The 13,789-nt window shown below is 71.1% G+C and carries 12 protein-coding genes; 5 read left to right on the plus strand and 7 right to left on the minus strand.

Features of this window, described 5'->3' with window-relative positions; translation table 11 throughout:
• Nucleotides 1–9 precede the first annotated feature (9 nt).
• Genes NFC98_RS13810 through zwf form a run of 3 tightly spaced genes read right to left on the minus strand, consistent with a single transcriptional unit; the run spans nt 10 to nt 2,867 of the window.
• Nucleotides 10–672 (minus strand): bifunctional 4-hydroxy-2-oxoglutarate aldolase/2-dehydro-3-deoxy-phosphogluconate aldolase, encoded by a 663-nt coding sequence (locus NFC98_RS13810; protein ID WP_254275499.1) that lies wholly within the window; start codon nt 670–672, stop codon nt 10–12.
• 18 nt (nt 673–690) lie between these two features.
• A complete protein-coding gene (gene pgl, locus NFC98_RS13815) occupies nt 691–1,359 on the minus strand; it encodes a 6-phosphogluconolactonase (RefSeq protein ID WP_254275500.1) in 669 nt (222 codons plus the stop codon).
• Nucleotides 1,360–1,370: 11 nt separating this feature from the next.
• Nucleotides 1,371–2,867 (minus strand): glucose-6-phosphate dehydrogenase, encoded by a 1,497-nt coding sequence (gene zwf, locus NFC98_RS13820; RefSeq protein WP_254275501.1) that lies wholly within the window; start codon nt 2,865–2,867, stop codon nt 1,371–1,373.
• Nucleotides 2,868–3,095: 228 nt separating this feature from the next.
• On the opposite strand from zwf, the gene NFC98_RS13825 reads away from it, so the two are divergent.
• The 4 genes from NFC98_RS13825 to NFC98_RS13840 all read left to right on the plus strand — a co-directional run bounded on the left by NFC98_RS13825 (nt 3,096) and on the right by NFC98_RS13840 (nt 7,208).
• Nucleotides 3,096–3,965, plus strand: coding sequence for a MurR/RpiR family transcriptional regulator (locus NFC98_RS13825; RefSeq protein ID WP_254275502.1), 870 nt, complete (start codon nt 3,096–3,098; stop codon nt 3,963–3,965).
• Between the two features lie 70 nt (nt 3,966–4,035).
• Entirely contained in the window at nt 4,036–4,890 is an 855-nt protein-coding gene (locus tag NFC98_RS13830) for a putative selenate ABC transporter substrate-binding protein (RefSeq protein WP_254275503.1), read from the plus strand.
• Between the two features lie 12 nt (nt 4,891–4,902).
• Nucleotides 4,903–5,685, plus strand: a complete 783-nt coding sequence (locus NFC98_RS13835; protein ID WP_254275504.1) for an ATP-binding cassette domain-containing protein — start codon at nt 4,903–4,905, stop codon at nt 5,683–5,685.
• Nucleotides 5,682–7,208: an ABC transporter permease gene (locus NFC98_RS13840; RefSeq protein ID WP_254275505.1), complete on the plus strand. Its 1,527-nt coding sequence runs from the start codon at nt 5,682–5,684 to the stop codon at nt 7,206–7,208. Before NFC98_RS13835 ends, NFC98_RS13840 begins: the two co-directional genes overlap by 4 nt.
• Before the next feature lie 7 nt (nt 7,209–7,215).
• Here the strand turns inward: NFC98_RS13840 and NFC98_RS13845 are convergent, their stop codons facing one another.
• Entirely contained in the window at nt 7,216–7,587 is a 372-nt protein-coding gene (locus NFC98_RS13845) for a RidA family protein (RefSeq protein ID WP_183329586.1), read from the minus strand.
• A gap of 88 nt (nt 7,588–7,675) precedes the next feature.
• Here NFC98_RS13845 and NFC98_RS13850 point away from each other — a divergent pair, with 88 nt between their 5' ends.
• A complete protein-coding gene (locus NFC98_RS13850) occupies nt 7,676–8,116 on the plus strand; it encodes a hypothetical protein (protein WP_254275506.1) in 441 nt (146 codons plus the stop codon).
• 13 nt (nt 8,117–8,129) lie between these two features.
• Here NFC98_RS13850 and ugpC read toward each other — a convergent pair whose 3' ends face one another.
• From ugpC to malT, 3 genes are all read right to left on the minus strand, one after another.
• The gene (gene ugpC / locus NFC98_RS13855; protein WP_254275507.1) at nt 8,130–9,245 is read right to left on the minus strand and encodes a sn-glycerol-3-phosphate ABC transporter ATP-binding protein UgpC; all 1,116 of its coding nucleotides are present in this window, start codon (nt 9,243–9,245) and stop codon (nt 8,130–8,132) included.
• On the minus strand, nt 9,233–10,903 hold the full coding sequence (locus NFC98_RS13860; RefSeq protein ID WP_254275508.1) for an alpha-amylase family glycosyl hydrolase: 1,671 nt from the start codon (nt 10,901–10,903) through the stop codon (nt 9,233–9,235). Before NFC98_RS13860 ends, ugpC begins: the two co-directional genes overlap by 13 nt.
• Before the next feature lie 135 nt (nt 10,904–11,038).
• Nucleotides 11,039–13,726 carry an HTH-type transcriptional regulator MalT gene (gene malT, locus NFC98_RS13865; RefSeq protein WP_254275509.1) on the minus strand — a complete coding sequence of 896 codons (2,688 nt, stop codon included), beginning with the start codon at nt 13,724–13,726 and terminating at the stop codon, nt 11,039–11,041.
• Nucleotides 13,727–13,789: the final 63 nt, after the last annotated feature.

Consider the following 13,789-nt stretch of genomic DNA (forward strand, 5'->3'; position numbering starts at 1 on the left):
CGCGGGGATTCAGTGGTGGAAGCGCTGGGCCGCCTCGCGCGCCAGCTGGCGGATGCCGTTCCAGTCCTCGGCCTCCACCAGCGAGTTCGGCGTCAGCCAGGAGCCGCCCACGCACATCACATTCCTGAGCGCCAGGTAATCCTCGGCGTTGTCGAGGTTGATGCCGCCGGTGGGGCAGAAGCGCGCCTCGGGAATCGGCCCGGCGAAGGCCTTGAGCGCCTTGACGCCGCCGCTGGCCTCGGCGGGAAAGAACTTGAAGCGGCGATAGCCGTACTGCCAGCCGGTCATCAGCTCGGAGACGGTGGCAACGCCCGGCAGCATCGGCACCGGGCTCGAGACGCCATAGCGATAGAGCGCCTCGGTGGTGCCCGGGGTGACCACGAAGTCGGCGCCGGCCTGCTCGGCCTGGCGGTACTGGGCCGGCGTCAGCACGGTGCCCACCCCGATGCTGGCCTGGGGCAGCGCGGCCTTGATGCGGCGGATCGCCTCCAGGGCACAGTCGGTGCGCAGGGTCACCTCGAGCACGGTCAGGCCGCCCTCGACCAGGGCGGTGGCCAGGGGCACGGCGTCCTCCACGCGCTGGATGGCGAGCACCGGGATCACCTCGGCCTTGAGGCAGATGCTGTCGAGTTCGGTGGTCCGGGTGGAGGGCAGCTGCTTGTCGATGGTCATTGATGTCTCTCCATGAGATCAGGGGGCCCAGTAGGTGGCCAGCGGGCAGGCCAGGAAGGCGCGGATCGGCAGTTCGCGGACGTCGTCGCCGGACAGTGCCCTGGCCAGCACGGCGCGCTTGTCGCCGCCGGTGATGTGCAGCACGTGACGGCGGGCCTGGTGCAGGCGGTCGGCGCTGAGGGTGATGCGCGGCTGGGGCTGGCTCGGGGTGCGCACCGCCACCGCCGCGGCGTCGGTGGTCAGCGCCAGGTCGAGCTCACGGCTGTCGGGGAACAGCGAGGCGGTATGGCCGTCGCCGCCCATGCCCAGCACCACCACGCTGGCCGGCCAGGCGAGCGGCGCCAGGCGGTCGGCCACCGCCTCGGCGCCCTGCTCCGGGGTGGGATCTTGGGTGGTCAGCGGCACGAAGGTCGCCTCGGCGGCGGCCCCCTGCAGCAGGTTTTCGCGCACCAGGCGGGCATTGCTGTCGTCGGCGGACTCGGGCACCCAGCGCTCGTCGGCCAGGGTCACGTCGATACGCGACCAGGGCAGCGCCATGGCGGCCAGCGCCCGGAAGAAGGGCACCGGCGTGGAGCCGCCGGAGACCACCAGCAGGGCGCGCTCCTGGCGGGCCAGGTCGGTGCGCAGCGCCTCGGCCACCGCCTCGGCCAGCTGGGTGGCCAGGCGTTCTCGGCAAAGCTCACTCATCTTGGAGTTCCTCAGTAGTCTTCATACCAGCTTCGTCCGTCCTGGGTGATCATGGCGATGGAGGCAACGGGGCCCCAGGAGCCGGCGGGATAGCGGCGCGGCGGCTCGTCGCGATCGGCCCAGGCGGCGATCAGGTTGTCGCACCACTGCCAGGCATGCTCGACCTCGTCGCGGCGCACGAAGAGGTACTGCTGCCCCTTCATCACCTCGAGCAGCAGGCGCTCGTAGGCGTCGGGAATCCGTGACTTGGGGAAGGCGCTGTTGAAGTCCAGGTGCAGCGGGCCGCGGCGCAGGCGCATGCCCTTGTCGAGGCCGCTGTCCTTGGTCAGCACCTCCAGGGCGATGCCCTCCTCCGGCTGCAGGCGGATCACCAGCTTGTTGGCAGCGAGGCCGCGCTGGTCCGGGTCGAAGATGTAGTGGGGCTGCTGGCGGAAGTGGATGATGATCTGGGAGAGCTTCTCGGGCATCCGCTTGCCGGTGCGCAGGTAGAAGGGCACGCCGGCCCAGCGCCAGTTCTCGACGCCGGTCTTCATCGCCACGAAGGACTCGGTGTGGCTCTCGGTATTCGCCCCCTCCTCCTCGAGGTAGCCAGGCACCGACTTGCCGTTAATGGTGCCCGCGGTGTACTGGCCGCGCACCACGTCACGCCCCAGCATGTCGTCGGTGAAGGGCTTGAGCGCCTTGAGCACCTTGACCTTCTCGTCGCGGATGGCATCGGCGTCGAGGTTGGCCGGCGGGTCCATGGCGATCAGGCAGACCAGCTGCAGCAGGTGGTTCTGCACCATGTCGCGCAGCTGGCCGGCGTCGTCGAAGTAGCCCCAGCGCCCCTCGATGCCGACCTGCTCGGCCACGGTGATCTCCACATGGGAGATGTGATTCTGGTTCCACTGGGTGCCGAACAGCGGGTTGGCGAAGCGCAGCGCGATCAGGTTCTGCACCGTCTCCTTGCCCAGGTAGTGATCGATGCGGTAGATGCGCGACTCGGGAAAGACCGCGCCGATGGCGTCGTTGACCTCGGCGGAGGACGCGAGGTCGTAGCCGATCGGCTTCTCCACCACCACCCGGCTCTGGTCGTCCAGGCTGCCGCTGGCCTCGAGGTGGCGGCAGATATCGCCGTAGATCCTCGCCGCCACCGAGAGGTAGACCACCATGGGGCGCTCCTGCCCCGCCTGGCGCCAGTCGCGGATGACGGTGTAGCCCTCGGGCTGCGTGAAGTCGAGCTGGCGATAGTCGAGTCGCGAAAGGAAGCGCGCCAGCGCCTGGCGATCGAGCTCCTCGGCCTTGACGTGGGTCTTGAGCGCCTTCTCGACGCGTCCCTTGAAGCCGTCCAGGTCGAGCTCCTGGCGCGCCAGCCCCAGCAGTCGCGTGCCCGGGTCGAGCAGCCCCTCGCGGTCGAGCTGGAACAGCGCCGGAAAGAGCTTGCGCTGCGCCAGGTCGCCGAGGGCGCCGAACAGCGCCAGGTCGATATCGGTCCTGGCCGCCTGGCCGGATCGGCTGGAGTGACTCATGTGCGCCTCGCTTTTCGTTGGATTACCAAAAAAATACCCACCGAGCGGTCAAAAGGCAAGTTTTTGTTGTAAACTTACAAAACAAACAGCCAGCCGACGGGGACGGTTGGCCGCGCCCCACCTCCTCGGGCTAGGATAGCCAGCATAATGTAGTTAAATCACTACATCATCTATCCCGGCTAAATCCGCGGCCCCTCGCCGCCGCTGTCATGGAGACCCCCGCCCATCATGGCCAGTCACGACCTGCTCGATCGCATTCGCCAACGCCTCGAGGAACTCAACCGCTCCGAGCGCAAGGTCGCCGACGTCATCCTCGCCGACCCCGGCGCCGCCACCAGCATGAGCATCGCCACCCTCGCCCAGGCGGCCTCGGTGAGCGAGCCCACGGTCAACCGCTTCTGCCGCAGCTTCGATGCCAAGGGCTATCCGGACTTCAAGATCAAGCTGGCCCAGAGCCTGGCCGGCGGCACCCCCTACGTGAGCCGCGCCGTGGAGCCGGACGACAGCGCCGCCGACTATACCCAGAAGATCTTCGGTGCCACCATCGCCGCCCTGGACGAGGCACGCCGCCAGGCCGACCCCCAGCGCATCGAGCGGGTGGTGGACTACCTGATCCAGGCCAAGCAGGTGCACTTCTTCGGCCTGGGCGCCTCGGGGGCGGTGGCCCAGGACGCCCAGCACAAGTTCTTCCGCTTCAACCTGCCGGTCACCGCCTACGTGGACGTGCTGATGCAGCGCATGGTGGCCTCGAGCTGCCATACCGGCGACGTGGTGGTGGTGATCTCCTGGACCGGCCGCACCCGGGAGCTGGTCGACATCGCCCGGCTGGCCCGGGAGAACGGTGCCGTGGTGCTGGGCATCACCGCGCCGGGGTCGCCGCTGGCCGCCGAGTGCACCGAGACGCTGGAAGTCGCCATCGCCACCCCCGAGGACACCGACCACTACATGCCGATGACCTCGCGGATGATCCAGCTGGCGCTGATCGACGTGCTGGCCACCGGGGTGACCCTGCGCCGCGGCGAGGACTTCCTGGGCCACCTCAAGAAGATCAAGGACAGCCTGCTCGAGACCCGCTACCCGGCCGGCCGGCAGGACTGACCGCCCGGACTTGCCAGGCCCGGGCCCAGCGACAACAATAGCGGCCCGATTCCCCTACCGGAGCCGCCCCATGCGCCACATCACCCTTGCCGCCGCCCTCGCCCTGTTCGCCCAGGGGGCGGCCGCCGAGACGTTCCGCTTCACCGCCATCCCCGACGAGGACCAGGCCCGCCTGGTGGAGCGCTTCGGCAAGGTGGCGGACTACCTGGAGGAGCGCCTCGGCGTGGAGGTGGAGTACGTGCCGGTGAAGTCCTACAGCGCCGCGGTGACCGCCTTTCGCAACGACCAGGTCCAGCTGGCCTGGTTCGGCGGCCTATCCGGCGTGCAGGCCCGCCGCCTGGTGCCGGGCTCGGTGGCCCTGGCCCAGGGCAGCGAGGATGACGCCTTCATGAGCTACTTCATCGCCCACCACTCCACGGGCCTGGAGCGGGCCGACGCGCTGCCCGACGAGATCGAGGGCATGAGCCTCACCTTCGGCTCGCGCACCTCCACCTCCGGGCGCCTGATGCCGGAGCACTTCTTCCGCCAGCGCTTCGATGACGCCGACCCCGAGGCGTTCTTCTCCCGGGTGGGCTACTCCGGCGACCACTCGCGCACCATCGCCCTGGTGGAAGCCGGCACCTGGGACCTGGGTGCGGTGAACTACACCGTATGGGAGGCCGCGGTGGCCGATGGCCGCGTCGATACCGACCGGGTCGAGGTGATCTGGGCCACCCCGCCCTACCCCGACTACAACTGGACCCTGCGGGGCGACGCCGATGAGCGCTTCGGCGAGGGCTTCACCGACCGGGTGCAGGCCGCCTTACTGGAGATGGACGACCCCGAGCTGCTGGCGAGCTTCCCCCGCGAGGCCTTCATCCCCGCCGACAACGCCCTCTATGCCCCCATCGAAGAGGTGGCCGAGGAGCTCGGCCTGCTGCGCTGAGGGCCTGACACCATGGAGAGCGAGCAACGCCGCCCGCTGGTCGCCTTCGCGGCCGAGGACCTCGGCCATGGCCGCGACCGTCACGGACGGCTCGACAGCGTGGTGCTGCCCCGCCTGACGCTGGCCCTGCACGAGGGCGAGCGCGTCGCCCTGCTCGGCCAGAGCGGCTCGGGCAAGTCGACCCTGCTCGCCGAGCTGCGCGAGCGGCTCGGCCGGCGCGCCGCCTGGTGCCCCCAGCACCATGGCCTGGTGCCGGCCCTGGCCGTCTACCACAACGTCTACATGGGGCGGCTGCCCGAGCACTCGGCGCTGGCCAACCTGTGGAACCTGGTGCGACCCCTGCGCCAACCCTGGCGGGAGGTGGAGGCGCTGTGCGAGCAGCTGGGGCTCGCGGGCCTGCTGCGTCGCCCGGTGGGCCGGCTCTCCGGCGGCCAGCGCCAGCGGGTGGCCATCGCCCGCGCCCTCTACCAGGGCCGCGCGCTGTTCCTCGGCGACGAGCCGGTGGCCAGCGTCGACCCCCACCAGGCGCTGCGCCTGCTGGCGCTGATCGATGCCCGCCACACCACCCAGGTGGTGGCGCTGCACCAGCGCGAGCTGGCCCTCACCCACTTCGACCGGGTCTGGGGCCTGCGCGACGGCCACCTGGTGATCGATGCCCCGTCCCGGGACCTTCGCCTGGCCGATCTCGACGCCCTCTACCCCGATGCCGACGCCCCCGCCGGTTCGCCCCGTGAGGCGGCCACACCGGCCATGCCCGGACCGGAGGCGCTGCCCTGCGCGCGGGGCCGGCCATGAGCGAGGCCTCCCCCCGTCATCCCCATCCGGGCCATGGCCGCCACTGGTGGCGGGGTGACAGCACCGGGCTGAAGCTGGCCCGCCACACCCTGGCGCTGGTCGCCCTGGCGGTGCTGCTGGTGCCCTTCGCCGACCTCGCCATCCATACCCGCGAACCCTGGACCGAGCTGGGCCGCATGGCCCTGGGCATGGCCTGGCCGGCCTGGGGCTCGCTGGAATCGCCGCTCACCGCCATCGGCCTCACCGTGGCGGTGGCGATCTGGGGCACCCTGGCCGGCGTGGTGCTGGGCTTCCCGCTGGCGCTGCTGTTCGCCCGCTCGCGGCTGGTGCGCGCCGGCTGCGCCTTCGTCCGTGCCATCCACGAGCTGTTCTGGGCGCTGCTCTTCCTGCAGGTCTTCGGGCTGTCGGCGCTCACCGCCCTGGCGGCCCTGGCGATCCCCTACGCGGGGATCTTCGCCAAGGTCTATGCGGAGATCCTCGAGCAGACGCCCCGCGCGCCGCGCGATGCCCTGCCCCCCGGCAGCGGGCGGCTGTCGCGCTTCGTCTACGCCGAGTTGCCACTGGCCTGGGCGCAGCTGGTCGCCTATACCCGCTACCGCTTCGAGTGCGCCCTGCGTGCCAGCGTGCTGCTGGGCTTCGTTGGGCTGCCGACGCTAGGCTTCCACCTGGAGACCGCCTTCCGCGAGGGGCGCTACCACGAGGCCGGCGCCCTGCTCTGGCTCTTCTACCTGCTGATCGCCAGCCTGCCGTGGTGGGGGCATCGGCGGCTGGTCCCGGTGCTGCTGGTGGGCGGGGCCTGGCTGCTCGGCCCCTGGCCCAGCGTGGATGGCGCCCTGCTGTGGCGCTTCGTCTCCGAGGACATCTGGCCGCCGGCGCTGCTGGCCGGGGACTGGGCGGGGCTCACCGCCTGGCTGTCGCGGATTCCCGCCCTGGGGCCGGCCATCGGCAATACCCTGCTGCTGGGGCTGCTGGGCACGGTGGGGGCGCTGGCGGTGGCGCTGCTGCTCTGGCCGCTGGCCAGTCGCCACTTCGGCAACCGCGCCAGCCGGCTGGCCGGCCGGGGCCTGCTGGTGGCGCTGCGCTCCACCCCTGAGCTGATGCTGGCCTTCCTCTTCCTGCTGCTGCTCGGCCCCTCGCTGCTGCCGGCCTGGCTGGCGCTGGCCCTGCACAACGGGGCGCTGATCGCCTTCCTGGTGGCGCGCCACGCCGATGCCCTGGCCCCCGGCATGCCCGGGCTGCCGGTCTCAGGCCGCTATGCCTACGAGCTGCTGCCGCGGCTCTACCCGGGAATGCTGGCGCTGCTCTACTACCGCGCCGAGGTGATCCTGCGCGAGACGGCGATCCTGGGGATGCTGGGGGTGGCGACGCTCGGCTTCTACATCGAGGAGGGATTCGACTACCTGCTGTTCGACGTGGCCTTATTCCTGCTGCTGGTCACCGCGGCGCTGAATATCGCGGTGGACGCCCTCTCGCGGCGGCTGCGGCCGCGAGAGGCGCCCATCGAGGATCCCTGCTCGCGCTAGGCCGGGCTCAGTAGCTGTAGTCGCCGACCACCAGGGCAGTAACGGTGATCTCGACCTTCAGCTCGTCGGCGGGCATCGGAGCACAGACGCAGGTGCGTGCCGGCGCGTGGCCGGTGGGCACCCAGGCATCCCATACCGCGTTCATGGCGGCGAAGTCGTGGCCCTCCTTCAGGTAGATCGTGGCCGAGAGCAGGTGCTCGCGGTCGGAGCCGATCTCCTTGAGGAGGTCATCGAGGCGGCCCAGCATGCTCTCGGTCTGGGCGGTGATGTCGCCATGGCGCGCCTCGGGGCCGGCCACCTGGCCGCACAGGTAGGCGACGCCGTTGTGGATCACGGCGCGGCTCATGCGCGCCTTGGTGTCGTGACGGATGATGGTCATGGGAACTCCTCATGCAGTGGCGGCCAGCTGGTAACATGGCCCCGATGGATTCGACCGTCACATCATGCCAGCGCCAGAGGAGGGCGTCATGGGCTACCGCCTGCTGCTGCGGGATCATCGCGGCCTGATCGGCATCGCCTTCCTGGCGATGTTCACCTCGAGCCTCGGCCAGAGCTTCTTCATCGGGCTCTTCCAGGCCCCGATCAGCGCGCGCCTCGGCCTCACCGCCGGCCAGTTCGGCACCACCTATGCGCTGGTCACCTTGATCGCCGGCTTCGCCGTGCTGCGCCTGGGGCCCGCCATCGACTGGATACCGCCGCGGCGCTTCGCCCTCATGGTGCTGGGCGGCCTGCTGGCGGGGGCACTGTTCGGCGGCCGCTTCGTCGACCGCCTGGGGCCGGCGGTGCTGGGCATCGCCCTGGACCTCGGCGCTCCCTTCGGCGCCATCCTCGGCGGCATGCTGGCCTTTCTCATCCTCGGCTGGTGGCTGGCCCAGGGCGTACTGACGACCCTGAAGGCGGCACGCTGACCCCGCCCGCGACTCAGCGACTGACCCCGGGAATCTCCACCTGGCGCGGACAGGCCGTGCTGTCCGGGCCGAACAGGTGGCAACGCTCGCCGGCAAGCCCCAGGGGGACCGCCTGGCCATCCTCGAGGGCGGTCAGGCCATCCAGCCGCCGGGTCAGGGTTCCCTCGACGCCCGCCACCCTCAGGTGGGCCAGGGTCTCGTAGCCCAGCTTCTCGGCCACCATCAGCCGGGCCGACAGGGTCGCCTCGGCCTGCTCCGGGGCCACGAAGTCCTCGGCACGCACCCCCAGGGTCACCCGCTCGCCAGCGGTGAGCCCCCGGCCATCCACCGCCACCCGCAGCGGCTCGCCGCCGGGCAGGCGCACGGTCGTGCGCTGCCGGCCCGGCTCGACGACCTCGACCTCCAGGGTGTTGATGCGCGGCGAGCCGATGAACTCGGCCACCTCCAGGGTCCGGGGGAAGTGGTAGAGCGACAGCGGCGGACCGACCTGGGCGATGCGCCCCCGGGAGAGCAGCACGATGCGGTCGGCCAAGGTCATCGCCTCCACCTGGTCGTGGGTGACGTAGATCATGGTGGCCTCGAGCCGCTTGTGCAGCTCGGCGATCTGCACCCGCATGTCCACCCGCAGGGCCGCATCCAGATTGGAGAGCGGCTCGTCGAACAGGAACACCGCCGGCTCCTTGACCAGGGTCCGGCCGATGGCCACCCGCTGTCGCTGGCCGCCGGAGAGGTCCCTGGGCTTGCGGTCGAGCAGCTCGGTGAGGTGCAGCATCCCGGCGGCATGGTCCACCCGGCGCCGGATCTCCGCCTTGTCGGTGCGCGCCAGCTTGAGCCCGAAGGCCATGTTCTCGGCCACGCTCAGGTGCGGGTAGAGGGCGTAGGACTGGAACACCATGCCGATGTCGCGCTCCTGGGGCGGGATCTCGTTGATCCGCTCGCCGTCCAGGCACATCTCCCCCCGGGTGATCTCCTCGAGCCCCGCGATCATGCGCAGCAGGGTCGACTTGCCGCAGCCGGAGGGGCCGACGAAGACCACGAACTCCCCGTCTTCGATGGTCAGGTCGATATCGCGCGAGATCTCGATGCCGTCGAAGGCCTTGCCGATGCCTTCCAGCGTCAGACGTCCCATGTGGCGTCCTCCTCGTCGGGACAGCGCGCGATGGCGATGCCGTGTGGGGGTAGCGTGACGCGGCCCTCGGCCCAGTGGCCGTTGACCAGGGCCGGCGCCCCGGGCAGCGCCTCGGCGGCGCCAGGGGCCGGAAGGATGCGCGCCTCGCCGGTGAAGTTGAGTGCCACCAGCAGGCGGCTGCCCGGGTCGCTGGCCGGGTGGCGGCGCTCCAGGCAGAGCACGCCCTCGCGCACCGGGTGGTAGCGGATGTCGCCCCTGACCAGCGCCGGCTGCTGGCGACGGAAGGCCAGCAGGGCCCGACAGGCGTTGAGCAGCGAATCGGGATCCCGCTCCTGCTGGTCCACGGCCAGGCCGAGATGCGCCTCGGGCACCGGCAGCCAGGGCGTGGCCGAGGAGAAGCCGCCGTGGCGGGCATCGGCGACCCAGGGCTGGGGCGTGCGGCAGCCGTCGCGGCCCTTGTAGGCTGGCCAGAAGGTGATGCCGGCCGGGTCCACCAGCTGGTCGAAGCGCAGTTCGGCCTCGGTGAGGCCCAGCTCCTCGCCCTGGTAGAGGCAGACGCTGCCGCGCTGGGTGAGCAGGAAGGCCAGGTAGAGGCGCAGCCTGGCCTGACCGCCCTCGGCGCCCCAGCGGGTCGCCAGGCGGGTCACGTCATGGTTGCCCAGCGCCCAGCAGGGCCAGCCATCCGCGATGCGCGCCTCCATCCCGGTGAGGGTCGCATGCAGGAACTCGGGGTCGTGGCGCTCTCCGAGCAGGTCGAAGGAGTAGGCCATGTGCAGGCGGTTGCCGCCGCGGGTGTACTCGGCCATCACGCCGAGCGAGTCGTCGTCGCCCACCTCGCCGACGCTGGTGGTGCCGGGGTACTCGTCTAGCAGCGCCCGCAGCCGCTCCAGGAAGGCCAGGTTCTCGGGCTGGGTCTTGTCGTACAGGTGCTGCTGGAAACCGTAGGGGTTGTCCGGACGCACCCCGATGAACCCCTCGACCAGCTCCTCGCGGGGCGGGTTGTCGCGGATCTCGCCATGGGTGCAGAAGTTGACGGCATCCAGGCGGAAGCCATCGACCCCGCGCTCCAGCCAGAAACGCACCTCGCCGAGGATCGCCTCGACCACCTCGGGGTTGCGGAAGTTGAGGTCCGGCTGCTCGACGAGGAAGTTGTGCAGGTAGTACTGGCAGCGACGGGTGTCCCACTGCCAGGCGCTGCCGCCGAAGATCGACTGCCAGTTGGTCGGGGGGGCGCCATCCGGCCTGGGGTCGGCCCATACGTACCAGTCGGCGCGTGGGTTGTCCCGGCTCGCCCGGCTCTCGGCAAACCAGGGGTGCTGGTCGGAGGTGTGGGAGAGCACCTGGTCGATGGTCACGCGCAGGCCCCGGGCATGGGCCGCCTCCACCAGTCGGTCGAAGTCCTCGAGGCTGCCGAACATCGGGTCCACGCCGCGGTAGTCGCTGATGTCGTAACCGAAGTCCTTCATCGGCGAGGTGAAGAAGGGCGACAGCCAGATGGCGTCGACATTCAGGGAGGCGATGTAGTCGAGGCGCTCGATGACGCCCTCGAGGTCGCCGATGCCGTCGCCGTTGGCATCCATGAAGCTGCGCGGGTAGATCTGGTAGATCACCGCGCCGCGCCACCAGTCGGCGCCCTGCCGACCCAGAATCCGTGTCATGCGTCCTGTCCTCCATCATACGTGGGCCACGCGCCGGAACCCGGCCATGGCAAGGGTCAGGCTCATGGTGCCCAGCAGAGGCCGGGAGGACATCCTCCCGGGGACGGAGGGGGCGGCGTAGTCGGGGGGCGGAGGTTACTCCCCCTGAATGCGCGAGAGCAGGTCGGCGGCCAGTGCCACGGCCTCCTCGCGGCGACGGATGCCCTGCTTCTGGTAGAGGCTGCGGATATGCGTCTTGACCGTGGTGGGCGCCACCGACAGCTGGTCGGCGATCTGTTCGTTGGAGAGGCCGGCATGGATCAGGCCGAGGATCTGCCACTCGCGCCGGGTCAACGGTGAGACGCGGATCAGCTCGGGCACGTCGGGGCGCGCGACGATATCGGCGATCACCGACTCGTCGAGCATCAGCCGTACCGCGCTGGTGAAGTCGCGCTGGCGCCGGGCCAGCTCGAGCAGCCGCTCGGCATGGCGGCGAGCCAGCGGCTCCAGCCCGCCCCCGGCGAGCAGCTCGGTGAGCATCTCGGGCAGGGCCGATCCCAGCCTCAGGAAGCTCCCCGTCAGCCCCGTGCGGGTAGCCAGGACCAGGGCCTCGCGCAGGTGCTCGAGGCCCTCCTCACGCTGCCCGCGCTGCCAGGCCAGGGCCGCCTGGCAGAGCCGGTTGCGATTGGTGTCGGTGACCAGCCCCAGCGACTCGGCCCGGCGCTGCAGCGCCTCGAGCAACCCGGCGGCCTCGTCGTGGCGGCCGAGCAGGGTCAGCGCCCGGGCATGGTTGCGCAGGTTGCACTGGGCGAAGTGGTTGGTGGCCGCCTCGGGATCGCCGGGGGGCGCCTCCTGCCACCAGCGTGCCACGGCGTCCAGGTCACCGTTGGCCTGCCACCAGGCCAGCAGGGTGGCATGGGCATTGGCCTGCCAGTCGGCATGGTAGTCGCCCTCGGCCAGGATCTGGCGCAGGCGCCGCACGTGGTCGGCGCACTGGGCCTGGTCGCCGCGGGAGAGCGCGAGCTTGGCGAGGCTGACGTGGCACTGCAGGGTCCAGCGCTTGCCCTGCCGGTCGAGTACCGCGATCCCGGCCAGCGCCGCCTGCTCCGACTCGTCCAGGCGCTGCCACTCCCACAGCAGCTGACTGCGGATGCGGTAGAGGAACTCCGCCACCGGCAGCCGATCCAGGCCGCTGCGCTCGATATGGGCCAGGGCGCGCTCCTGGACGTCATGGGCGGCCTGCAGCCGGCCTTGGGCGACCAGGGTCTCCGACTGGTGACAGAGCGACCAGAGCAGCAGCCGGTCGTCGCCGATGCGGGTGGCCTCGCGCTCCACCTCGGCCACCTCCCCGAGCGAGGCCTCGAGGTGGCCCTGGACGAATCGCGCCTCGGCGCGTATCGCCGCCGCCGAGGCGGGCGTGGCCGCCAGGTAGCGCGCCGGCAGCGCCAGCGCCTGCTCGGCCAGCGGGGCAGCGCGCTCGGCGTTCCCCTCGTTGATGGCCAGCTGGGCGCGCAGGGTCGCGAACTCGGCGGCCAGCGCCTGCCACTCGGGCGCCTCGAGCTGGGCCTCGATCCAGTCGATGGCTCGCCGGGTACGCCCGAACTGGTACTGGGCATGGGAGACCCAGCCCTGCAGCAGGGCCAGTTTCGGCGCGGCGGCCAGGCGCGTATCGCCCAGCCGGTCCAGGGCACGCGCCAGCAGCGAGAAGTGCCCCCCAGCCAGCAGGGAGGGCCCCTGCGCCTCGACCTGGGCGGCCAGGGCCTCCGGGTCGTCGGCCTCGATGAGCTGGGCCAGGGCCAGCGCCGGCTCGCCCAGCGACAGCCACGCCTCACCGGCGCGCCGGTGGAGCGCCCGCTGGCGCGACAGGCTCAGCTCATGGCGACGAAAGCACAGGTAGCGGGCGAACAGCGGATGCAGGCGCAGCCAGTGATCATCGGGGTCGGGACGCTCCAGGAACAGGCCGGCCTGCTCCAGGGCCTCGAGCCGCTGGGAGAGGCCATCCCCCTCCAGCAGCCTCGCCACCAGGGGTGGCGAGAAGCGCTCCAGCACGCCCAGCTGCAGCAGCAGCTCGCGGTCGCCGACATCGATCAGGTCATCGAACCAGGCGACGAAGTCGGGATGCGGGCCGTCGAGCCGGTCCACCAGGCGGTCGAATCCCGCCCGGGTGGTGGTCCGCTGGATCAGCCAGTCGAGTGCCATGGCCCAGCCGCCGGTGCGGCGCAGGGCCCGCTCCAGGCTGACCCGGGTCGGCGGGAAGCTAAGCTGTTCGGCACACAGGGTCTGGGCTTCCTCCAGGTCGAAGGCCAGCTCGGCCATGCCGATCTCCTCCAGTTCGCCGCGCAGCCGCAGCGCCGGCAGTCCCAGGGCCGGGCGGCGGCGGGAGATCACGGTGAGGGTCAGCCAGGGGGGCTGGTGGCGCAGCCAGGTCACCAGGGCGGCGAGGATCGCGGGCTCGGTGAGGTGCTCGAAGCCATCGAGCACCAGCCGTGCCGGCGGCGCCACGGCGGGCAGCGCGGCAAGCCAGGCCTCCATGGCATCGTCTAGGCCGGCGCACTCCTCGAGCGGCGCGAGAGGGGCGTCACAGAGCTCGCCGAGCATGGCCCGGAAGCCCTCGGCGAAACGCCGGGGGGCGTCATCGCGGCCGTCCAGCCTCAGCCAGGCGGCACGCTGCTCCAGGGCAGGCAGGCGCTCGGCCACCAGGGTGCTCTTGCCATAGCCGGGAGGCGCCTCGACCACCAGCAGGCGGACCCGCTCGTCGAGCACGAAGTGATCGTTGAGGCGCGAACGCGCCACCAGCGACAGGGGCAGCGCCGGGGGCGCCAGCTTGTTCGGGATCAGCGTCATGACGGCTCCCTGGCATCGGATGGGCCTGCGAAAAGCCCGCGGCCAGGGCCGCGGGCAAGGATC

It is taken from the genome of Halomonas sp. 3H (genome assembly GCF_024206005.1).
Classification (GTDB): domain Bacteria; phylum Pseudomonadota; class Gammaproteobacteria; order Pseudomonadales; family Halomonadaceae; genus Halomonas; species Halomonas campaniensis.

Coding starts and splice junctions, on each gene's coding strand:
- malT (WP_254275509.1), bottom strand. CDS start 13,726: ATGACGCTGATCCCGAACAAGCTGGCGCCCCCGGCGCTGCCCCTGTCG.
- zwf (WP_254275501.1), bottom strand. CDS start 2,867: ATGAGTCACTCCAGCCGATCCGGCCAGGCGGCCAGGACCGATATCGAC.
- pgl (WP_254275500.1), bottom strand. CDS start 1,359: ATGAGTGAGCTTTGCCGAGAACGCCTGGCCACCCAGCTGGCCGAGGCG.
- NFC98_RS13830 (WP_254275503.1), top strand. CDS start 4,036: ATGCGCCACATCACCCTTGCCGCCGCCCTCGCCCTGTTCGCCCAGGGG.
- NFC98_RS13825 (WP_254275502.1), top strand. CDS start 3,096: ATGGCCAGTCACGACCTGCTCGATCGCATTCGCCAACGCCTCGAGGAA.
- NFC98_RS13835 (WP_254275504.1), top strand. CDS start 4,903: ATGGAGAGCGAGCAACGCCGCCCGCTGGTCGCCTTCGCGGCCGAGGAC.
- ugpC (WP_254275507.1), bottom strand. CDS start 9,245: ATGGGACGTCTGACGCTGGAAGGCATCGGCAAGGCCTTCGACGGCATC.
- NFC98_RS13810 (WP_254275499.1), bottom strand. CDS start 672: ATGACCATCGACAAGCAGCTGCCCTCCACCCGGACCACCGAACTCGAC.
- NFC98_RS13850 (WP_254275506.1), top strand. CDS start 7,676: ATGGGCTACCGCCTGCTGCTGCGGGATCATCGCGGCCTGATCGGCATC.
- NFC98_RS13840 (WP_254275505.1), top strand. CDS start 5,682: ATGAGCGAGGCCTCCCCCCGTCATCCCCATCCGGGCCATGGCCGCCAC.
- NFC98_RS13860 (WP_254275508.1), bottom strand. CDS start 10,903: ATGACACGGATTCTGGGTCGGCAGGGCGCCGACTGGTGGCGCGGCGCG.
- NFC98_RS13845 (WP_183329586.1), bottom strand. CDS start 7,587: ATGACCATCATCCGTCACGACACCAAGGCGCGCATGAGCCGCGCCGTG.